Origin of the sequence: Tenacibaculum aestuariivivum (genome assembly GCF_964507685.1) — a bacterium.
Lineage (GTDB): Bacteria > Bacteroidota > Bacteroidia > Flavobacteriales > Flavobacteriaceae > Polaribacter > Polaribacter aestuariivivum.
The window spans coordinates 2,544,085-2,565,334 of record NZ_OZ208414.1 but is presented as its reverse complement, the minus strand read 5'-3'; the positions used below and the strand labels follow the sequence as shown (position 1 = coordinate 2,565,334).

Genomic DNA, 21,250 nt, shown 5'->3' with positions numbered 1-21,250 from the left:
TATATTGAAAATCAAGTAGTTTTTTACAAATTCTATTTTCTAAATATTCCTTTTACTATCTTTTATATATTTACAATAAAGCTTTGATCATTTTTTAAAATCATTCTCTTTATTGTAAATATATAAAAGATTACCTATAAATATTATGCTTTTTTATTGAAATACAACATAGTATCTAATTTATTAGTAGTTCTAGCCTATTTTTAAAAATCCTATTGGATTTTTATATTCAGTTAGTATTTGCTAAATTAATTACCTTATCTTGTTTTATAGAAAAATAATCTTTTAGGGCTCTATATGTATAAACGCAATTATTAAGATATGAATAAGTATTATCATCTATACTAGAAGTACAAACCATCTTAATGTGTATTTTTAAGTACTCAAGTGTCTAGAAATGTTTACTTTAATAAGTTACACATAGAACCTTTTCTATTTTCAAATTTTAATAAATCTTAATCCCTCTAAATTCTATACAGTTTATATGGTTAATTAATTAATAGCCTTATTTTTGTTAAGAAGATTTCTTTAATCGATTATATATAGGCTAAAAAGTATTATAATAGACTTTATTACCTAACATTGGCTTAGTAAACACTCAAATTTTTAAGTAAATATCTTAGGTTTATTATCTTTTTTCCAATGCTATAACTAATATGAACCACAACTAACATGTAAAAATATTTTGGTTTTACTAATCTTATTTTTAAAACAAATAACAACCAATAAATATTTCTTAAACGAACATACTAAACTTTTTCAGTATGCTTATAATATTATAGGTTATATATAATCCTACTTCACTATAACTCTTATACTTTTCTTAAAACTTTAAAAAGTTTCCACACTAACACTGAATTTACAACTAATAGAAACAATATTATTCTCTTCTGAAAAAGATAGTAGTTCTATTTTTTTTTCTAAACTTTATTTTTGTGTTTCACACCTATAATGTATTAGTTTGAAACGTCACTGTAAACCTAAAAGCAAACTTATTAACAAAAATATAATACAACTCTTTATCCTTTTTTTATATTAATGTTTGGTATTTGAACAATTTCAAAAGTTGCTGAAGCTAGTTGAACTTTACCATCTGTTTTTAAAATTTCCTTTCCTATTAATTCATTTAAAATATGTTTTGTATATCTTCTTTTTTTATAATCAACAATATATCGTAAATTAAATTGCACCCAATTATCAGTCATAGTTATCGCTAAGGTTGGTTCAACTTGAGCATTCTCAATGTAGTATTTATTTACAACTTTATTCCATTCTGACATAGAAGTAGATACATATTCAGATAATGTTTCAGAAGCAATCTTAACTATAATAACTTTAGCCAACTCTATATCTGACCCATATCTAATAGGTAAATTAAATTCGTCCCAAACAAAGGCAAAATCTTCTGAATAGTTATAAACAGGCCCTTTAAAAACAAAAGAATTGCTTAATTTTACAATCCTTCCGCTATAATTATCACTAGAAACCCATTCACCAATTTCCATCATGGTAGTGTAAATGCTATCAATATCAATTACATCTCCTTTAATATTATTAATTTCTATTCTATCTCCAGGTTTATATACACCAACCAAAAAAATATAAAAAGAACCTGCAACACTTAAAATTAACTCCTGTAATGTTATTGTAATTCCTGCTGTTAGTAATCCAATTGCTAATGCAAAATCTTTAATACTACCCGTAAAAAAAGATATAGTTATTATTATTAATAACACATAACCGAAAAATTCTACCGCTTTTTGAGATTTATATCTTATACCCGTATCTGGAAGTTTTTTTCGTAACAAACTCCTTAAAAAAGCAATTGTTATAAATATTAATATAACCCAAATTAAATATTTAATTATACTACTAAAAATAGGATGTTCATTAATCCATTTACTTATATTCTCAAATATTTCCATACTATTAATCTTTTAAAACTTTTAAAATACTCATTACTGTTTCTTTATTATCAACCCCTAAACCTTCTTGTTGATGTACTAACTCTCCTTGCGAATTAAAAATACTTATTATATTAGAATGTGAAAAATCTAACGGAGATATTTGCTTATATTTTACAGCTAATACATTTGCAAACTCACGAACAGCATATTTATTTCCTTGTAAAAAAGTCCATTGCTTGCCATCCATATAATTTTCTTTGGCAAATTCTTTTAACCGTACTGGAGTATCATTTTTAGGATCAATACTAATTAAAACATACTGTAACTCATTTGTATATTTAGCGGGTATTTTAGCCGCTATATTTCTCATATCAGCAACTAAACGAGGACAAGCAGCTTTACAACTCGTGTAAATCATTACTATTACCAAAGCTTTACCTTTTAAATCTTTTAGATAAATAGTTTTATTTTCTTCCGTTTTCCATGATGATATTAAATTAAATATAGAGTTTTCTGAAATTTGAGTTGTTAAGATTTTTGGCTTTTCTTCTATAGTTGGCATTACTGCTGTTACATTCATTTTACAAACAGGACAAGTTAATTTTTTAGGATAAGTTTTAGTTCTTTCGCATTGCCTTGGGCATTTATAAAAAATACTGTTACTTGATTGACTGTTAGATGATTTTTTTTTAACGTTTTTACAAGCGTTTAATAATAAAATAGACACTAAAATAAGTAATAAATAATATAACTGTTTCATGTTTAATTATCTTTAATATTTAAATTTTTAACACACCTAAACCCAAGATTTTTCATGGTATACCTTGCTTTTAAACTTCCTCTAATTGCATAGCGCATAAAAGCGGCATAATTCATTAAATCGGTTGCATTTACGGCGGCACTGCCACAGAATAAATTACTATCGACATCTTTTCTAGATTCTCCTGTTATTAGTACAGAATTAAAATCAGATGTCCACTCCCATACTAAACCGTGTAAATCATAGACATTCCAATAATTTTTAAAAGTACTTCCTATTGTTTGATTAAATGTTTTTGGTTTTTCATACCAACTCAAAATAAACTCATTATATTCTTTAAGCTTTCGAGCATCTGGCATTTTTTTATTTGCCATTGCAACATATTCCCATTCATCTACGGTTGGTAGTCTTTTACCTTGAATTTCACAATAATTTTTAGCCGCAAACCAAGAAATGTTTGTTATTGGCGACTTTAATTTTTGATGACTATTCAAAATAGTATCTGATTTCCATTCACGTAAATAACTTGCATCAACAAATAATTTAATAGCCTTACTTTTTTGCCATTTAGGATGTTTTTTAACAAAATTTAAAAATTCAATATTGGTTACAGGATACACGTCGATCAAAAAATCAGCTATAATTACTTTCATAGAATCTCTACCATATAAAGGGATATAGCTTCCTCCTTTTATTTTTGTCATTTTAGACTGACAACTTATACTAACAGAATTTAAAAGGAATATAAAAATTGCTAATCTTAAAATGATTTTCATATTATTTATTTTTAACCTCTTGAACTGTTTTTATCGTAACGTTTGTTTTATTATTTCCCCAAGAATTATAAACATAAGTCATCACATCAGCTACTTCTTCTAGGGTTAGAGTTTGCTTAGTCATTACGCTATTATATTTTTCACCATTCACTTTTATTTCTCCTGTTTTACCATTTAAAACAATATCAATGGCTCTTTTTACATCAGCATTTAAATAATCTGATTTTGCTAACGGAGGAAAAGCACTTGAAATTCCTTGTCCTTCTGCTTGATGACATGCAAAACACGTTTTCATATATACTTGTTTACCATCTGTTATTTTCTGAGCAAGTGTTTTTTCTTTTGCTGGAGTTGCCACTTTCTTTTGCGTTTGAGTATCAGGCATAACTTGAATGGTGCTTCCTTCAGGATGATAAATTCCTTCTTGTTTTATACCAGAATATAAGTCCTTTTTTTCTTCTCCTGTAACTTTTAACATTCCTAAAGCACCTTTATTAAAGGCTCTAAAAATAGCATGATCTACTAAAATAAATGTTCCAGGAACATCAACTTTAAAATCTACAATAGCGGCTCCACCAGCAGGTATTGAGGTTGTTTGTACATTTTTATTAATATTAGAACCTCCTTCAATATGAACATTATCAAAAATTTCTCCAATAACATGAAAAGACGATGTTAAATTTGGACCTCCATTTCCAACAAATAAACGCACTGTTTCACCTACATTTGCTGTAATTGCGTTATCACCAGTTAAAGCGCCAACTTTCCCATTAAAAACAACATAATCAGCATCTTCTTTTACTGCTTTTCTCATATCAAAAGGCTGTAATCCTTTTTCTCCTGTTTCACCTTTAGTATAGAAATCTCCTTGCATAATGTAGTATTCTTTATCAACTTTTGGTAAACCACCTGCTGGTTCTACTAAAATTAAACCATACATTCCGTTAGCAATATGCATTCCTACGGGTGCTGTAGCACAGTGATACACATACAAACCTGGATTTAATGCTTTAAATGAAAATGTTTTTTTATGACCTGGTGCAACAAAAGATGATTCTGCTCCTCCACCTGGTCCTGTAACGGCGTGTAAATCTATATTATGTGGCAATTTATTATCAGGATGATTTGATAATGTAAACTCTACTAAATCTCCAACTCTAGTTCTTATAAAACTTCCAGGAACAGAACCTCCAAAAGTCCAATAAACATATTGAACACCGTCAGACATTGTTCCTTCTTTTTCAAGAATTTCCATATTTACCAATAGCTTTTTAGCATTTCTATTACCTATTGGTTCTGGCACATTTGGCGGTGATGTTAATTCAGCTTTAATTGTTCCTTTTACAGCAATACTAGCGGTATTATGTATTGTTAAACTACTACTATTCTTACTTTTACAACTAGTTAAAAACATAATAATAGCAAATACTATAATAAATTTTTGTCTTTTCATTATTTTAAGTATTAATATTGTTTGACTCTTAATAAAAGATATTAATATCTTTTATTGAGCAAATTTATAATACCAATACTACTAGGTTTATGATATATATCATAATATTTTAAAATAAAACTTATACTAATAAAATTTCTTGTCCAAATTTATGACATAATGCTAATGTTTCTTCCACGTGGTCAATCGTTGTTTTCGGATTGATTAAACACATTCTTAAAACAACTTATTTATTTAAAATAATGGTTACTAAAAATGCTTCTTTAGAATCCATTATTTTTTTAGATATTGCATTATTTAACACATCGATTTCTTTTTCTGATAAATTTGCGCCAATCGGATTATATCTAAAATTAATAATCGCTAAAGTTGCTGATGAAACAATTTCCCAATCTCTACTTTTTCGTAAAACTTTTTCAACAGTATCAGCTAAATCGATATTATACGTTACAGCTTGCTCAAAAGTGTCTAAACCGTATGTTTTATAAACATATAAAATTTCAAAGCTCTAAAACGACGGGGTAATTGGGTTCCATAATCATAAAAATTAAGTTCAGATTCATTTCCTTCAATATCACGTAAATACTCTAGTTTTTCGCTAAAAGTTCCACTCAACCAAGAAGATTTATTTACCAATAAACAGCCTATTTCGTAGGGTTGATAAAACCATTTATGTGGATCAACCGTTAAGAAATTGGCTCTTTGAATTCCTTGCAGCGCCTTCGCTCCTTTTTTATATAAAATAGCGATACCTCCATAAGCTCCATCAATATGAAACCATAAATTTTCAGCTTCACAGATATCGGCAATATCATTTAACAGATCAACAGTTCCCATATTTATTGTTCCTGCCGATGCTATAAAACAAAAGGATTGTAAGCCTTCTAATTTATCTTTTGCAATGGCATTTTTTAATTTATCGATTCTAATTTTTAATTCAATATCAGGGGGTAAAATACAGATTTCTTCTTTTTTAAAACCTAAAACTCGAATAGCCTTAATATTTGATGAATGTACTTGATCTGATAAATAATTTCTTTAGAAAAATCATCGCCACATTTAATAAGTCTTGCAGTTGTTAAAGCTGTTAAATTTGCCATCGAACCGCCACTTGTAAAAATACCTCCTACCTTTTCAATAGGAAAATCATACATTTTTAATAACTAGTCCATCATTACAATTTCTAACTCAGCTGCAGCTAGAGAAATTGTCCATCCTCCTGAAAATATATTAAAACCTGTAGCTAAACTATCTGCCATAGTGCTAATAAAGTTACTCAATCCTGGCATAAAAGAATATGATTTAGGATATGAAACAACAGTGCTATTAGGAATTACATTATTTATCAAAATCTAACACATCATTTGCATTCATTCCTTTATCAGATGCTTCTTGTAAAAATAAATAATCCATTTGTTTATGAGTAGCAGAATTTATTGGTTTTTTATCTTCTAAAGTATCACAATGTTCTGCTATTAGATCTACAATATTATAACAATAAGACTTCATTTCTTCTATAGATAAAACAAACACTCATAGGTGTATATTTTATATTATTTATGCTAAATTACCCCTTAAAAAGAACCTCCTTTGTTTTTCTTATAATAATTTTATTGATTTATTAAGAAATAGCACCCAATCTTTTCATTATTTTTGTAACTTAAAAATTGTCACTTTGAATAAAATATTTCTTTTAAATTTTCTATTATGTTCAATTGGATTTTCAATTGACTCTTTTTCACAAGCAAAAAAAATTAAAATACTTTCTACCCAAATAAGTACTGCTGATGAAGAAAAATACCCTGGCGCTACTATACTTATTGGAAAAGTTAGAATGAAGCACGAAGGAGCTACTTTAGATTGCCAAAGGGCATTACTTTATAAAAAAGATAATATTTTTAAAGCTATTGGAGAGGTGGTTATTGAGCAAGGAGATAGTATTATTCAATACAGTGATTTTGCTATTTATAACGGAAATTTAAAAAAAGCTACCTCTTGGGGAAATGTAGAAATAAATGATAAAGAAATAAAATTAAGTACCGACACACTTCATTTTGATCGTAAAAAACAACTTTTATATTACCCAAACGGAGGTATTATTCGAGATAAAAAAAACACCTTAAAAAGTATCAGCGGTACGTATTTTTTAAAAGATAAAAAATTTACCGCTAAATCAAAAGTAACCGTTGTTAACCCTCAAAACAATTTAGAGTCTGACCATTTAGATTATTACACAAACTCAAACATTGCCTATTTATATGGTCCAAGTACTATTACTAATTTAAAAGATAGTACTCAAGTTTATTGTGAACGAGGTTTTTATAATACTAATACAAATGTATCTTACTTTGTTAAAAATGCTAAACTTTTTTTAAAAAAACGAACCGTATTAGCTGATAGTTTATACTATGATAAAGACAAAGGTTTTGCTTCTGCTAGTAACAATATTAAAGTAATTGATACCATTCAAAAAATGGTTACTAAAGGTAATTATGCTGAATTATATGAAAAAAAAGATTCGCTATTTATTATTGATAAAGCCGTTGCCATTACTGCTATTGATAAAGATTCGATGTATGTTGCAGGTGATAAAATTTTATTAACAGGTAAAACAAATAACAGAATTATTAGAGTTTTTAACAATGTGAAAATTTTCAAATCAGACTTGCAAGGAAAATGTGATTCTATTCATACAAGCCAAGTTTCAGGGCTTACCAGAATGTTTAAAAACCCTATTTTATGGTCAGGAAAAAATCAAATTACAGGTGATAGTATTCAGTTAAAAACCAATACCATTACCAATAAATTAGATTCTTTAAAAGTACTACAAAATGGTTTTATGATTCAAAAAGATTCATTATCTGAAAATAATTTTAATCAAATAAAAGGACGAAACATTTATGGTAAATTTGAAAAAAACAAGCTAAAAACTATGCTTGTAAAAGGAAATGCCGAATCGTTATATTATAACCGAAATGAAAGCACCAAAAAGTTAGAAACTGTTACCAAAGAAATTGCCAGCGATATTGAATTTACCTTTGCTGAAAATGAAATTAGGGAAACAAAATATTTTAAATTATCAGAAGGAAAAACATTTCCGCCGTCTAAATTTCCATCCGAAGAAAAAAAATTTAAAGGTTTTATTTGGCGTAGCGATGAACAACCTTTAAATATTCATGATATTTTCAAAAAAGATACAAATACAAGCAAAGACACAAAAAAAGATAGTAATAGAGCTATTTTTAACATCAAAAAAAACGATCTTGCCGTAAAAAAAGCTAAAAAAAAGTATTTAAAAGAAGTTAAATAGCCACATAAAAATGATAAATGATTTCTTAAAATATCAAGGACAAACAACGCCACATCCATTGGCTATTGAAATTTCTCATGCTAAAGGAAGTTATATTTACGATAGTAATGGCAAAAAAATGCTAGATTTTGTAGCTGGAGTTTCTGCAAACAGCTTAGGTCACAATCACCCAAAAGTTACTAATGCCATAAAAAAACAGTTAAACAATTATACGCATGTTATGGTGTATGGTGAGTTTATTCAACAGCCTCAATTAGAACTATGTAAAGCCTTGGCAAATACATTACCTAGAAATTTATCATCAGTTTATTTGGTTAACTCAGGTACTGAGGCTACTGAAGGTGCTTTAAAACTTGTAAAACGCTTTACAGGTAGAGCTGAAATTATTGCTGCAAAAAAAGGTTATCACGGTAATACACAAGGAGCTATGAGTGTTTGTGGTGCAGAGCAACAAAACCGTGCTTTTCGTCCTTTAGTTCCTGGAATTAAATTTATTGAATTTAATAATGAAATTGATTTAGCTAAAATTACTACAAAAACGGCTGGTGTTATTTTAGAAACCATTCAAGGCGGTGCTGGTTTTATTGAGCCTAAAAATGAATATTTATTAAAAGTAAAAAAACGCTGTAAAGAGGTTGGTGCTTTGCTTATTTTAGATGAAATTCAAACAGGTATTGGTCGCACTGGAAAATTTTGGGGTTTTGAAAATTATAGTGTTATTCCTGATATTATTATAACAGGCAAGGGACTAGGCGGAGGAATGCCTATTGGTGCCTTTATTGCTTCTTTTGATGTAATGAGTTGTTTAAAAGAAAACCCTAAATTAGGCCATATTACTACTTTTGGAGGACATCCTATAATTGCTAGTGCAGGATTAGCTACTGTTACAGAAATAAAAACAACAAATATTATTGAAGAAACTTTAAGAAAAGAAATACTTATAAGAAATAATTTTAAAAATCAGAAATGTATTAAAGAAATACGTGGAAGAGGCTTAATGCTTGCTTTAATAGTTGAATCGCCTGAAATAGCTTCAAAAATAATTCTAAATTGCTTAGATAAAGGATTGATTTTATTTTGGTTACTTTTTGAAGGGAGTGCTATAAGAATCACACCTCCATTAACAATTTCAGATGAAGAAATTAATGAAGGATGTGCTATTCTTATAAATGAACTTAATAGTATTTAAATTAAAAATTCAAATAAATTAGGTTTATCATTTAAATATTCACCATAAAAATTAAGTGCTTTCATTCTTGCTACTAAAGGTGCTAAATCCTCTTGTTTCTCTAATTCTATTCCAACTACTGCTGGTGCATTTTCTTTACTTGTTTTTTTAGAATATTCAAAATAAGTAATATCATCATTTTCACCTAAAACATCTATAACAAATTCTTTTAAAGCTCCCGCTCGTTGTGGAAAACGAATAATAAAATAATGTTTTAATTGACTATACAATAATGCCCGTTCTTTAATTTCAGCAGTTCTTGCAATATCATTGTTACTACCACTTATAACACAAACAACATTTTTACCTTTAATTTCTTTAGCAAAAAAATCTAAAGCAGTTATTGTTAAAGCCCCTGCTGGCTCAACCACAATCGCTTCTCTATTATATAAATCTAAAATTGTTTGGCACACTTTACCCTCAGGAACCGTAATCATATCATGTAAATTTTCTTTACAAATATGAAACGTTAAATTTCCTACTTGTTGCACTGCAGCACCGTCAATAAACTTATCTATTTTATCTAATTTTACATTTTTATTTGCTAGGATAGATGTTTTCATAGATGCAGCACCTGCTGGCTCCACCCCTATTACTTTAGTTGTTGGAGATAATAATTTAAAAATACTAGATACACCAGAAGCCAAGCCTCCACCACCTACGGGAACAAATACGTAATCAATAATTTCTTTAGATTGCTCGATAATTTCTAAACCAACGGTTGCCTGTCCTTCAATTATTTTTTGATCATCAAACGGATGTACAAATGTTTTACCTAAGGTATCGCATACGTTTTTTGCATATTTATAAGCGTCATCAAAAGTATCCCCCGATAATTGAATATCTACATAATTTCCACCAAACATTTTAACTTGTTCTACTTTTTGTTTTGGCGTGGGTGCAGGCATTACAATAGTTCCATGAATTTGAAGCTTTTTACAGGCAAAAGCAACGCCTTGTGCATGATTTCCTGCACTTGCACAAACAATTCCGTTTACTCGTTCTTCTTGAGTTATCGAGCTGATTTTATTGTAAGCTCCTCTAATTTTATAAGACCTAACCTGTTGTAAATCTTCTCTTTTTAAGAAGATGTTTGCTTTAAACTTTTCTGAATAAATATAATTTTTTAGTAAAGGGGTTTCTATAGCTACATCTTTCAATGTAGCTACAGCCTCCTTTACTGATTTAATAGTTGGTGAATACTTAGTGTTTATTTGCATATTTTTTAATAAAAAACTACTTCTTCTTTTTCTTCTTGTACTATTACTTTCATTGCCGTCATTGAAGTTCTTAATGTTTTACCAATAGCTTCAATTGGGTGATTTTGAATAGCATTATTTACAGCTATTAATTCTAAATTATCTACTTCGTTAGATCCTGTACCAAAAGCTTTACCGATAATAGAAGTATCAACTTTTTTCATAAAGTCTACTAACATTGGTTTAGCTGCATGGTCAAATAAGTAACATCCGTATTCAGCTGTATCAGAAATAATACGGTTCATTTCAAATAATTTCTTTCTTGCTACCGTGTTAGCAATTAATGGTAATTCATGTAATGATTCATAATAAGCTGACTCAGCCTTGATACCTGATGCTACCATGTTATCATAAGCTAATTCTACACCTGCTCTTACAAAAGCAACCATTAATATACCATGATCAAAATATTCTTGTTCACTAATTTCTACTTCAGTAGCAGGTGTTTTTTCAAAAGAAGTTTCACCTGTAGCTGCTCTCCATGATAATAAATTAATATCGTCATTAGCCCAATCTTCCATCATTGTTTTAGAAAAATGACCAGACATAATATCATCCATATGTTTTACAAACAAAGGCTTCATTATTACTTTTAATTCTTCTGAAATTTCAAAAGCTTTAATTTTTGCAGGGTTTGATAAACGGTCCATCATGTTTGTTATTCCTCCATGCTTTAAAGCTTCAGTAATAACTTCCCAACCGTATTGGATTAATTTAGATGCATACATAGGCTCAATTCCTTCTTGAACCATTCTTTCAAATGATAAAATAGAAGCTGTTTGTAACACACCACATAAAATAGTTTGTTCTCCCATTAAGTCAGATTTAACCTCAGCAACGAAAGATGATTCTAATACTCCTGCTTTATGACCACCTGTAGCAACGGCATATGCTTTTGCTTGTGCCCATCCTTTATTTTCAGGATCATTTTCAGGGTGTACTGCTATTAAAGTTGGTACACCAAAACCTCTTTTATATTCTTCTCTAACCTCTGTACCAGGACATTTTGGCGCAACCATAATAACGGTTAAGTCTTCACGAATTTGCATTCCTTCTTCTACGATATTAAAACCATGGGAATAAGATAATGTAGCTCCTTTTTTCATTAAAGGCATTACCGTATTTACAACTCGTGTATGCTGTTTATCTGGTGTTAAGTTTAATACTAAATCTGCAGTAGGAATTAACGCTTCAAAAGTATCTACATTAAAATTATTTTCTGTTGCATTTTTAAATGAAGCTCTTTTTTCTTCAATTGCGGCACCTCGTAAAGCATAAGAAACATCTAAACCTGAATCTCTCATGTTTAAACCTTGATTTAAACCTTGAGCTCCACAACCTATAATAACTACTTTTTTACCTTTTAAAGCGCTAACTCCTTCAGAAAATTCTGAAGCATCCATAAACCTACATTTTGCTAGTTGTTCTAACTTTTCTGCTAATGATAATGTGTTGAAATAATTTGTTGCCATGATTTTAGTTGTTTGTTGATAATAATGTTGATATTTTCATTTCATCTGTAGTAATTGCAATTCTTCCTGAGCGAACAAATTGCATAATACCATGTTTATCTAATGTATGATATAGTTCTTCAATTTCTTCTTTTGTTCCTGACTTTTCAAGTACAAAAAAATCTTTATTTATATTGATAACTCTAGACTTGCTACTATTAATGATAGTTTGAATTTCGTCATTTTCTATTAACGACTTAGAACTCAATTTAAACAAGCATGACTCTTGATATATTGTATTTTCATCAGTATGATAATACGCTTTAATAACCTCTACCTGCTTTTCTATTTGTCCTATAATTTTTTTAATTTGTTCTTCGGTTACCTTGACTAGTAAAGTAAATCTTGAAACACTTTTTATTTCTGATTTAGAAATATTCATGCTCTCAATATTTATATTTCTTCTTAAAAAGATTCCTGATATTCTATTCAACAATCCTACATTATTTTCTGTATAAACAGAAACGGTATATGTTTGTTTATTCTTCATAATTTACGATAATCTTATATCTGAAACTGATGCTCCTGTTTCTATCATAGGAAACACGTTATTTTCTTTTTCTATACATACTTCTAAAAAATAAGCATCTTTAGAATCCATCATTTCTTTAACGGTACCTGCTAAATCTTCTCTTTTCGTAACTCTTTTAGCATCTATACTGTACCCCTTTGCAATTGCTACAAAATCTGGATTTGTCATTTCTGTTGACGCATATCTTTTATCAAAAAATAGTTGTTGCCATTGGCGTACCATTCCTAAGAATTCATTATTAAGTACTACTATTTTTACAGCTGTTTTATTCTGTAAAATAGTTCCTAATTCTTGAATTGTCATTTGAAAACCACCATCACCAGCAATCATTACAACTTCTCTTTCTGGCGCTCCCATTTTAGCTCCAATTGCTGCGGGTAAAGCAAACCCCATTGTACCTAAACCACCAGATGTTATATTACTTTTAGTTTTATTAAATTTAGCATAACGACAAGTAAACATTTGATGTTGCCCTACATCTGAAACAATAATAGCATCTCCACCCGAAGCTATATTTATTTCCTTTAAAACCTCTGCCATGGTCAAACCATCTTTAGTTGGGTACAAATCATCTTTCTTTACTTTTTCAAACTCAATAGCTTCTAACTTCGTAAACTCTTCTAACCATTCATCATGCTTATTTTGATTGATTAGGGGTAATATTTGTCCTAAACTTTCTTTTACATCACCTAAAACAGCAACATCAGCTTTTACATTCTTATCAATCTCTGCAGGGTCAATTTCAAAATGAATAACCTTTGCTTGCTTTGCATATCTACTTAAATCACCAGTTACACGGTCATCAAAACGCATTCCTACGGCAATCAATAAATCACACTCATTAGTTAATACATTGGGCGCATAATTACCATGCATTCCAACCATACCTACATTTAATTGATGTTCAGTAGGTAATGCTGATAAACCTAAAATAGTCCAAGCTGAAGGAATTGCAGCTTTTTCAATAAAAGCCTTAAACTCTTGTTCAGCTTCTCCTAAAATAACACCTTGTCCAAAAACAACTAAAGGTTTTTTAGACTTATTGATTAGCTCCGCAGCAGTCTGAACTTGGCTTAAAACAACATCTGGTTTTGCTTTATAACTACGTATTGAGGTACATTTTTTATATTCAAAATCAAAGGTTTCAAACTGAGCATCTTTAGTGATATCAATTAAAACAGGCCCTGGTCGTCCTGATCTTGCAATATAAAATGCTTTTGCAAAAACTTCAGGAATTTCTGATGCTCTTGTAATTTGATAATTCCATTTAGTTACAGGGGTAGAAATACCTACAATATCCGTTTCTTGAAAAGCATCTGAACCTAATAAATGTGATGCTACTTGACCTGTTACACAAACCATTGGCGTAGAATCTATTTGTGCATCGGCAATACCTGTTATTAAATTAGTAGCTCCTGGACCTGAAGTTGCAAGCGCAACCCCTACCTTACCTGTTGCTCTAGCAAAGCCTTGTGCCGCATGTGTTGCTCCTTGCTCATGGCGTGTTAATATATGCTTTATTTTACCCTCATATTTATATAATTCATCATAAACTGGCATAATTGCACCACCAGGATATCCGTAAATTAAATCTGCTCCTTCTTCTAGTAAGCATTTTACAACTGCTTCTGCACCTGAAATATGCAATTTTTGTTTAGAAGCTATTTTAGACTGTGTTTGTATTTTTGTACTCATAATTTTGGTATTAAAACTCATCAGTTATACATCCTTTAGACGCCGATGCTACTGATTTTGCATACTTATATAATATTCCTTTTTTATGCTTTAATGCTGGTGCTACCCATTTTGCTCTTCTGTCTGCTAATTCTTCATCAGATAGTAATACATTTATAGAGTTCTCTTCAGCACTAATTCTAATTTTATCTCCTGTTTTTAGTAAACCTATTGTTCCTCCTGATTGTGCTTCAGGTGTAATGTGTCCTACCACAAAACCATGAGTACCTCCTGAAAAACGACCATCAGTAATTAATGCTACCGATTTTCCTAAACCTGCTCCCATAATTAGCGAAGTTGGCTTTAACATTTCTGGCATTCCTGGACCTCCTTTTGGACCAACATATCTAATAACTACAACATCTCCTCGTTCAACTTCTCCGTTAGAGATACCTGTATTTGCTGCTTGTTCTCCATCATAAACAACTGCTTTCCCTTCAAAAAGCAATCCTTCATTTCCTGAAATTTTAGCAACAGCTCCTTCTGTAGCTAAGTTTCCATAAATTATTTGAATATTTCCAGATGATTTTAAAGCTTTATCTGTAGGATGAATAACATCTTGCTTTTCAAACTCCATTGCTTCTACATTTGCTAAATTCTCAGCTAGTGTTTTTCCAGTAACAGTTAAACAATCACCATGTAAATATCCATTATCTAATAAATACTTCATAACAGCAGGTGTTCCTCCTACCGAGTGAACATCTTCCATTAAGTATTTTCCTGATGGTTTTAAATCAGCAATTAATGGAGTTCTATCAGTTACTTTTTGAATATCATCTAAAGTAAAATCAATATCAGCAGCGTGTGCAATTGCTAAAAAGTGCAGTACCGCATTTGTAGACCCTCCTAAAGCATTAACTATTGCCATAGCATTTTCTAACGATTTTTTAGAGATAATATCTAATGGCTTTAAATCTAACTCTAATAAATTTTTAATAGCTAAAGCAGTTCTTTCTGCTTCTGATAATTTATTAGGATTTTCAGCTGGTATTGATGAATTATAAGGTAATGCAAACCCCATACATTCTATTGCAGAAGCCATTGTGTTTGCGGTATACATACCACCACATGCACCTGCACCAGGAATTGCTCTTTTTATAATCTCTCTATATTCTTCTTCTTCTATCTCTCCTGCTACTTTCTGACCTAAAGCCTCAAATGCCGAAACGATATTTAATTTTTTTCCTTTGTAATTTCCTGAAGCAATTGTTCCTCCATACATCATAATAGATGGACGATTTAAACGTAACATTGCTATTACTGCTCCTGGCATATTTTTATCACAACCAACTACTGATACTAATGCATCATAACTTTGTGCATTCATTACTGTTTCTATTGAATCAGCAATAATATCTCTAGATGCTAAAGAGTAATTCATACCTGATGTTCCCATAGAAATACCATCAGAAACACCAATTGTATTAAAACCTAAACCAACTAAACCAGCAATTTTTGTTTCAATTTTTACTTCTGCAGCCAAATTATTTAAATGCATGTTACACGGGTTTCCATCGTAACCTGTACTTGCAATACCAACTTGGGCTTTGCTCATATCTTCATCTGTTAAACCGACGGCATACAACATTGCTTGTGATGCTGGTTGAGACTCATCTTGTGTTAACCTACTACTGTGTTTGTTTAATTTCATTTTAACTTTCTTTTCTTTTTATCGTAATCCTACTATTTTTATATAATTTCAATTAATAATAAATATTCTCATAAAAACTAAAACAGTTATTTATTATTTTAATAAGCTATTTGTAAATAGTCTTACAATTTGATTATTCAAAATTATTTTATTCTCTTAATATTTTTTTTGCTTTTTATTAAATTTGATGATATCTAACAAGTTAAATAACACACTAACAAACTAAAAAACAAATACTTAACACATATATTATATAACATTCAATATACCTTATTAATTTAAACAATTTATAATTCTTGTTTTTTAAAGCTCCTTTTTTTACAACAAAAAAGCTCCCTAAAAAAATAGGAAGCTTTTAAAATTTATAATTATAAAATATATACTCCCTATCGTTGTGAAATAACCACAATGACCATAATAGAAATAATATTTAAAATTTGTTTTTTCATTTTATACTGCAAATATGAGTGTTTTTTATTAAATTATCCTAACTAAAATGAAATATTTTAAACAAAAAATACAATACTAATTTTTACGATATTCGTAGTTTAAACACTAATATCACCTTATTTTTTGACATACGTTAAACGTATACCTTTAATTACAACTATTATAATAATTCAAATAGCTTTTTTTTAAAAATCAACAATATAAAAACATACTAAACAAGGCTATTTTTATAAAAAAAGCTTCCTAAATTTAGGAAGCTCTTTTTATAAAATGATAAAACACACTTCCATATTATTGTATTATAATGACAATAACTATAATAGAAATAATATTTAAAATTTGTTTTTTCATTTTATACTGCAAATATGAGTATTTTTTTAACTTTATTATATAATTGTGCTTTGTCCGGTATGTATATTTTGAAAATTAATATTACTATCTTCTTGATTATAAATATAATCTGCAATAAAATCTCCAACTTTACTTGTTCCAAAGTTTTTATCAGAACGAATATCTTCTGTTGTTATACCTAATTCTAAAGATTTTTCAACAGCTGTTTCTATAACGTTTCCTTCTTCATGTAAACCTAAATGCTTTAATAACATTGCCGCTGATAAAATAGATGCTAATGGATTTGCTATATCTTTTCCTTTTGCTTGAGGAAATGATCCGTGAATAGGTTCAAATAATGCATTTTCTTTCCCCACAGATGAAGATGCTAATAAACCTATAGACCCACCTATAACACTTGCTTCATCAGACAATATATCTCCAAATAAGTTTTCAGTTAAAATTACATCAAACTGCTTTGGATTTAAAATTAATTGCATCGCTGCGTTATCAACAAAAATAAAATCAAGCGCTACATCAGGATATTGTTTTGCTAAAGCAGTTACTGTTTTACGCCACAATCTTGAAGTTTCTAACACATTTGCCTTATCAACTAATGTTAATTTTTTTCTTCTATTTTGAGCCGCTTTAAAAGCTAAATGCGCAATTCGTTCTATTTCCATTACAGAATAAGCACAACCATCTGAAGCAACTTGCTTATCTTCACTAAGTTCTTTAGTTCCGAAGTAAATACCACCAGTTAACTCTCTATAAATAGTAATGTCAGTTCCTTGAATAATTTCTTTTTTTAATGGAGAATTATCTATTAACTGCTCATAAGCTTTCACAGGTCGTTCATTACAAAACAAGCCTAATTCTTTTCTTAACCTTAACAAGCCTTGTTCTGGACGCACCTTAGCTGTTGGATCATTATCATATTTAGGGTCACCAATAGCTCCAAATAAAATAGCATCGCTTTTTTTACACAAAGCTATAGTTTCATCTGGCAACGGATTACCTGTTTTATCTATAGCACAAGCGCCCATTAACGCTTCGTTAAAAATAAATGTATGATCATATACATTTGATACTGCTTTTAAAACTTTTTGAGCTTGAGCAGTTACTTCTGGTCCTATACCGTCTCCTGGAATTACAGCTATATTAAATTTCATTTTTTATGTTTTATAACGAAGCTTCAAAAGCTTCTATTTTTTCTTTTTTACTTACTAAAAAGTCAATATCATCATAGCCATTAATCATACATAATTTTTTATATGGATTGATATCAAAACTACTAGTACCTACAGGTGTTATAATTTCTTGATTCTCTAAATCAACAGTAACAAGCGTACCTGGCTCTTCAGTTATTTTATTTAATAATTCTTTTAAATATTCTTCAGATACTTGTATTGGTAAAATACCATTATTAAGTGCATTTCCTTTAAAAATATCCGCAAAAAAACTACTTACAACTACTTTAAAGCCATAACCTGCTAAAGCCCAAGCTGCGTGTTCTCTACTAGAACCACACCCAAAGTTATCTCCAGCAATTAAGATACTTCCTTTAAAATTTTTATTATTTAAAACAAAATCTTCATTTACACTTCCATCTTTATTAAAACGCCAATCTCTAAAAACATTACCCCCAAAACCTTTTTTATCCGTTGCTTTTAAAAAACGTGCAGGTATAATCTGATCTGTATCAACATTTTCCGTTGTTAACGGAACAGCGGTGTCAATTAATTTTACAAACTTTTCCATCTTAATTTAACTGTTTTGTGATATCTATAATTTTTCCTTCTACTGCTACTGCTGCTGCCATTAACGGACTTGCTAAAATAGTTCTAGAACCTTGCCCTTGGCGTCCTTCAAAATTTCTATTAGAGGTAGATACACAATATTCTCCTGCCGGTATCTTATCATCATTCATAGCCAAACAAGCAGAACAACCTGGTTGACGTAATTCAAAACCTGCTGCTTCAAAAATTGTTTTTAATCCTTCTTCCTCAATTTGTTTTGCAACTTTTTGAGACCCTGGAACTAACCACGCATTTACATTTTGTGCTTTCTGTTTTCCTTTTACATAATTTGCTACCTCTCTAAAATCTTCAATTCTAGAATTTGTACAACTTCCTATAAACACATAGTTTATTTCCTTATCAATTAAACTCTCTCCTTTTTGAAAGTTCATATAAGATAAAGACTTTTCTAAAGAAACGTCATTATCCTCCGGAATATTTTCGGAAATTTTTATTCCCATTCCAGGATTTGTTCCAAAAGTAAGCATCGGTTCAATATCTTCTGCATTGAAAGTATATTCCTGATCAAAGGTAGCATCAGCATCTGTTGGTAATGTTTTCCAGTAAGCTACTTTCTTATCAAAATCAGTTCCTTTTGGAGCAAATTCTTTTCCTTGCACATAATCAAAAGTAGTTTGATCTGGAGCAATCATTCCTCCTCTTGCTCCCATTTCAATACTCATGTTACAAACTGTCATACGACCTTCCATAGACATTTCTTCAAATACATTTCCTGCATATTCGCAAAAATAACCTGTACCTGAATTTGTTCCTAATTGAGCTATAATATAAAGTATAACATCTTTTGATAAAACGCCTTTTCTTAATTTTCCGTTTACAGTAACTCGTAAACTTTTAGGTTTCTGAAGCAATAAACATTGACTTGCAAATACTTGTGCTACCTGACTTGTACCAATACCAAAAGCGATTGTTCCAAAAGCTCCGTGAGTTGATGTGTGAGAATCTCCACAAACCATAGTCATACCTGGTTGCGTAATTCCTAATTCAGGTGCTATAACGTGTACAATTCCGTTATTTTCGTGCCCTAATTCGTATAATGTAATATTATTTTCTTTACAATTTTTTGTTAATTGCTCTAATTGATTTCTAGATAAATCATCTTTAATAGGTAAATGTTGATTTACCGTTGGCGTGTTATGATCTGCAGTGGCTACTATTTTATCAGGACGTGCCACTGAAATACCACGCTCTTTCAATTCATTAAAAGCCTGTGGACTTGTAACTTCATGAATTAAATGCTTGTCTATATATAAAACTTGTGGACCATTTTTAATAGAATCTACCACATGGGCATCCCATACTTTATCAAATAATGTTTTTCCCATTACGAAATTGCTATTTTAGATATTTTATTTACTTTTTCCATAATTAAATGAAGATCTTCATCAATTACTTCTTTTTGCTTATCTGCTACATTTAAAAATAGTTGATATGCAGAGTCTAATTGTATTTTGGTCAATTCATAACCTATATTTTTAGCTCTATAAGCTAATGCAGCTCTACCGCTTCTAGCAGTTAAAACGATTGCACTTTCGGTAACACCTACATCTGCTGGATTCATTATCTCGTAAGTCTCACGATTTTTGATAACACCATCTTGATGAATTCCAGAACTATGTGCAAATGCATTTGCCCCAACAATTGCTTTATTAGGTTGCACAGGCATTCCCATACTTTCACGAACCATCATACTTGTATCGTATAACAATTGAGTATTAATATCGGTTTGTAAGTTTAAATATGGATGCTGTTTTAACACCATAACAACTTCTTCTAATGCTGTATTTCCTGCACGTTCACCTATTCCGTTAATTGTACATTCTATTTGCCTTGCACCATTAATTACACCTGCTATAGAATTTGCTGTTGCCATTCCTAAATCATTATGACAATGACAAGATATAATTACATTCTCAATTCCTTTTACATTTTCTTTTAAATACTTAATTTTAGCTCCATATTCATCAGGTAAACAATATCCTGTTGTATCTGGTATATTTAAAACTGTTGCTCCTGACTTTATCATCTCTTCACAAACTTTAGCTAAAAAAGCATTATCTGTTCTACCAGCATCTTCTGCGTAAAACTCAACATCATCAACAAAGTTTTTAGCATAAGAAACAGCTTCTTTACCTCTTCTAATTACCTCATCTTGAGATGAATTAAATTTATATCTTATATGAGAATCACTAGTACCAATTCCTGTATGAATTCGAGGTCTAACAGCATGCTTTAAAGCTTCTGCTGCAACTTCAATATCTTTTTTCACAGCTCTTGTTAATCCACAAACTATTGCGTTTTTAACAATTTTTGCAATTTCATTTACTGAAGCAAAATCTCCAGGGCTAGAAACTGGAAAACCTGCTTCTATAACATCAACGCCTAAAAAATCAAGTCTTTCTGCAATAATTAGTTTTTGTGTAGTGTCTAGCTTACATCCAGGCACTTGCTCTCCATCACGAAGTGTTGTATCAAAAATTTGGACTTTATCGTTTTGCATCTCTATTATTTTATTTACCTTTAATAAAT

The 21,250-nt window shown here is 30.0% G+C and carries 20 protein-coding genes; 3 read left to right on the top strand and 17 right to left on the bottom strand.

The genetic code is table 11. From position 1 onward, the window contains the following. Positions 1-1,019 precede the first annotated feature (1,019 nt). Genes ACN5J4_RS11525 through nirK form a run of 4 tightly spaced genes read right to left on the bottom strand, consistent with a single transcriptional unit; the run spans position 1,020 to position 4,896 of the window. Positions 1,020-1,925: a mechanosensitive ion channel family protein gene (locus ACN5J4_RS11525; RefSeq protein WP_418650130.1), complete on the bottom strand. Its 906-nt coding sequence runs from the start codon at positions 1,923-1,925 to the stop codon at positions 1,020-1,022. A 4-nt stretch (positions 1,926-1,929) separates the two neighbouring features. Next, on the bottom strand, positions 1,930-2,667 hold the full coding sequence (locus ACN5J4_RS11520) for an SCO family protein (protein WP_418650129.1): 738 nt from the start codon (positions 2,665-2,667) through the stop codon (positions 1,930-1,932). A 2-nt stretch (positions 2,668-2,669) separates the two neighbouring features. Further along, positions 2,670-3,443: a formylglycine-generating enzyme family protein gene (locus tag ACN5J4_RS11515; protein WP_418650128.1), complete on the bottom strand. Its 774-nt coding sequence runs from the start codon at positions 3,441-3,443 to the stop codon at positions 2,670-2,672. 1 nt (position 3,444) lies between these two features. Next, the gene (gene nirK / locus ACN5J4_RS11510) at positions 3,445-4,896 is read right to left on the bottom strand and encodes a copper-containing nitrite reductase (RefSeq protein ID WP_418650127.1); all 1,452 of its coding nucleotides are present in this window, start codon (positions 4,894-4,896) and stop codon (positions 3,445-3,447) included. Positions 4,897-5,096: 200 nt separating this feature from the next. On the opposite strand from nirK, the gene ACN5J4_RS11505 reads away from it, so the two are divergent. Beyond that, a complete protein-coding gene (locus tag ACN5J4_RS11505) occupies positions 5,097-5,384 on the top strand; it encodes a hypothetical protein (protein ID WP_418650126.1) in 288 nt (95 codons plus the stop codon). Here the strand turns inward: ACN5J4_RS11505 and ACN5J4_RS11500 are convergent. The 4 genes from ACN5J4_RS11500 to ACN5J4_RS11485 are packed head-to-tail and all read right to left on the bottom strand — an operon-like array spanning position 5,365 to position 6,405. Next, a complete protein-coding gene (locus tag ACN5J4_RS11500; RefSeq protein ID WP_418651170.1) occupies positions 5,365-5,889 on the bottom strand; it encodes a pyridoxal phosphate-dependent decarboxylase family protein in 525 nt (174 codons plus the stop codon). The two genes, ACN5J4_RS11505 and ACN5J4_RS11500, sit on opposite strands and share 20 nt — an antisense overlap. Further along, entirely contained in the window at positions 5,877-6,050 is a 174-nt protein-coding gene (locus ACN5J4_RS11495; protein WP_418650125.1) for a hypothetical protein, read from the bottom strand. Before ACN5J4_RS11495 ends, ACN5J4_RS11500 begins: the two co-directional genes overlap by 13 nt. Before the next feature lie 9 nt (positions 6,051-6,059). After that, positions 6,060-6,245 (bottom strand): hypothetical protein, encoded by a 186-nt coding sequence (locus tag ACN5J4_RS11490; RefSeq protein ID WP_418650124.1) that lies wholly within the window; start codon positions 6,243-6,245, stop codon positions 6,060-6,062. Next, positions 6,235-6,405 carry a hypothetical protein gene (locus ACN5J4_RS11485; protein WP_418650123.1) on the bottom strand — a complete coding sequence of 57 codons (171 nt, stop codon included), beginning with the start codon at positions 6,403-6,405 and terminating at the stop codon, positions 6,235-6,237. The genes ACN5J4_RS11490 and ACN5J4_RS11485 overlap by 11 nt, the downstream gene beginning before the upstream one ends. A gap of 166 nt (positions 6,406-6,571) precedes the next feature. On the opposite strand from ACN5J4_RS11485, the gene ACN5J4_RS11480 reads away from it, so the two are divergent. Together ACN5J4_RS11480 and ACN5J4_RS11475 are read left to right on the top strand one after the other, a co-directional pair. Then, on the top strand, positions 6,572-8,206 hold the full coding sequence (locus ACN5J4_RS11480) for an OstA-like protein (protein WP_418650122.1): 1,635 nt from the start codon (positions 6,572-6,574) through the stop codon (positions 8,204-8,206). Positions 8,207-8,216: 10 nt separating this feature from the next. Continuing rightward, entirely contained in the window at positions 8,217-9,395 is a 1,179-nt protein-coding gene (locus ACN5J4_RS11475) for an aspartate aminotransferase family protein (protein WP_418650121.1), read from the top strand. Here the strand turns inward: ACN5J4_RS11475 and ilvA are convergent. The 9 genes from ilvA to ACN5J4_RS11430 all read right to left on the bottom strand — a co-directional run bounded on the left by ilvA (position 9,392) and on the right by ACN5J4_RS11430 (position 21,221). Beyond that, entirely contained in the window at positions 9,392-10,654 is a 1,263-nt protein-coding gene (ilvA, locus tag ACN5J4_RS11470; RefSeq protein ID WP_418650120.1) for a threonine ammonia-lyase IlvA, read from the bottom strand. The two genes, ACN5J4_RS11475 and ilvA, sit on opposite strands and share 4 nt — an antisense overlap. Positions 10,655-10,659: 5 nt before the next feature. Further along, on the bottom strand, positions 10,660-12,165 hold the full coding sequence (gene ilvC / locus ACN5J4_RS11465) for a ketol-acid reductoisomerase (protein WP_418650119.1): 1,506 nt from the start codon (positions 12,163-12,165) through the stop codon (positions 10,660-10,662). A 4-nt stretch (positions 12,166-12,169) separates the two neighbouring features. Beyond that, positions 12,170-12,694, bottom strand: coding sequence for an acetolactate synthase small subunit (gene ilvN, locus ACN5J4_RS11460; protein WP_418650118.1), 525 nt, complete (start codon positions 12,692-12,694; stop codon positions 12,170-12,172). Positions 12,695-12,697: 3 nt separating this feature from the next. Beyond that, complete coding sequence (gene ilvB, locus ACN5J4_RS11455) at positions 12,698-14,431, bottom strand: biosynthetic-type acetolactate synthase large subunit (RefSeq protein ID WP_418650117.1); 1,734 nt, start codon at positions 14,429-14,431, stop codon at positions 12,698-12,700. Between the two features lie 10 nt (positions 14,432-14,441). Next, positions 14,442-16,121 (bottom strand): dihydroxy-acid dehydratase, encoded by a 1,680-nt coding sequence (gene ilvD / locus ACN5J4_RS11450; protein WP_418650116.1) that lies wholly within the window; start codon positions 16,119-16,121, stop codon positions 14,442-14,444. 836 nt (positions 16,122-16,957) lie between these two features. Continuing rightward, positions 16,958-18,073 (bottom strand): 3-isopropylmalate dehydrogenase, encoded by a 1,116-nt coding sequence (gene leuB / locus ACN5J4_RS11445; RefSeq protein ID WP_418650115.1) that lies wholly within the window; start codon positions 18,071-18,073, stop codon positions 16,958-16,960. A gap of 10 nt (positions 18,074-18,083) precedes the next feature. Continuing rightward, the gene (gene leuD / locus ACN5J4_RS11440; RefSeq protein ID WP_418650114.1) at positions 18,084-18,662 is read right to left on the bottom strand and encodes a 3-isopropylmalate dehydratase small subunit; all 579 of its coding nucleotides are present in this window, start codon (positions 18,660-18,662) and stop codon (positions 18,084-18,086) included. A 1-nt stretch (position 18,663) separates the two neighbouring features. Further along, positions 18,664-20,046 carry a 3-isopropylmalate dehydratase large subunit gene (gene leuC, locus ACN5J4_RS11435; protein WP_418650113.1) on the bottom strand — a complete coding sequence of 461 codons (1,383 nt, stop codon included), beginning with the start codon at positions 20,044-20,046 and terminating at the stop codon, positions 18,664-18,666. After that, entirely contained in the window at positions 20,046-21,221 is a 1,176-nt protein-coding gene (locus ACN5J4_RS11430) for a 2-isopropylmalate synthase (protein ID WP_418650112.1), read from the bottom strand. The genes leuC and ACN5J4_RS11430 overlap by 1 nt, the downstream gene beginning before the upstream one ends. Positions 21,222-21,250 lie beyond the last annotated feature (29 nt).

Excerpts from the sequence above, each read along its gene's own strand:
- ilvA (WP_418650120.1), bottom strand. The coding sequence starts at position 10,654 with ATGCAAATAAACACTAAGTATTCACCAACTATTAAATCAGTAAAGGAG.
- ilvC (WP_418650119.1), bottom strand. The coding sequence starts at position 12,165 with ATGGCAACAAATTATTTCAACACATTATCATTAGCAGAAAAGTTAGAA.
- ACN5J4_RS11485 (WP_418650123.1), bottom strand. The coding sequence starts at position 6,405 with ATGAAGTCTTATTGTTATAATATTGTAGATCTAATAGCAGAACATTGT.
- ilvB (WP_418650117.1), bottom strand. The coding sequence starts at position 14,431 with ATGAGTACAAAAATACAAACACAGTCTAAAATAGCTTCTAAACAAAAA.
- leuD (WP_418650114.1), bottom strand. The coding sequence starts at position 18,662 with ATGGAAAAGTTTGTAAAATTAATTGACACCGCTGTTCCGTTAACAACG.
- ACN5J4_RS11520 (WP_418650129.1), bottom strand. The coding sequence starts at position 2,667 with ATGAAACAGTTATATTATTTATTACTTATTTTAGTGTCTATTTTATTA.
- ilvN (WP_418650118.1), bottom strand. The coding sequence starts at position 12,694 with ATGAAGAATAAACAAACATATACCGTTTCTGTTTATACAGAAAATAAT.
- ilvD (WP_418650116.1), bottom strand. The coding sequence starts at position 16,121 with ATGAAATTAAACAAACACAGTAGTAGGTTAACACAAGATGAGTCTCAA.
- nirK (WP_418650127.1), bottom strand. The coding sequence starts at position 4,896 with ATGAAAAGACAAAAATTTATTATAGTATTTGCTATTATTATGTTTTTA.
- ACN5J4_RS11495 (WP_418650125.1), bottom strand. The coding sequence starts at position 6,050 with ATGTATGATTTTCCTATTGAAAAGGTAGGAGGTATTTTTACAAGTGGC.
- leuC (WP_418650113.1), bottom strand. The coding sequence starts at position 20,046 with ATGGGAAAAACATTATTTGATAAAGTATGGGATGCCCATGTGGTAGAT.
- ACN5J4_RS11475 (WP_418650121.1), top strand. The coding sequence starts at position 8,217 with ATGATAAATGATTTCTTAAAATATCAAGGACAAACAACGCCACATCCA.
- ACN5J4_RS11515 (WP_418650128.1), bottom strand. The coding sequence starts at position 3,443 with ATGAAAATCATTTTAAGATTAGCAATTTTTATATTCCTTTTAAATTCT.
- ACN5J4_RS11525 (WP_418650130.1), bottom strand. The coding sequence starts at position 1,925 with ATGGAAATATTTGAGAATATAAGTAAATGGATTAATGAACATCCTATT.
- ACN5J4_RS11430 (WP_418650112.1), bottom strand. The coding sequence starts at position 21,221 with ATGCAAAACGATAAAGTCCAAATTTTTGATACAACACTTCGTGATGGA.
- leuB (WP_418650115.1), bottom strand. The coding sequence starts at position 18,073 with ATGAAATTTAATATAGCTGTAATTCCAGGAGACGGTATAGGACCAGAA.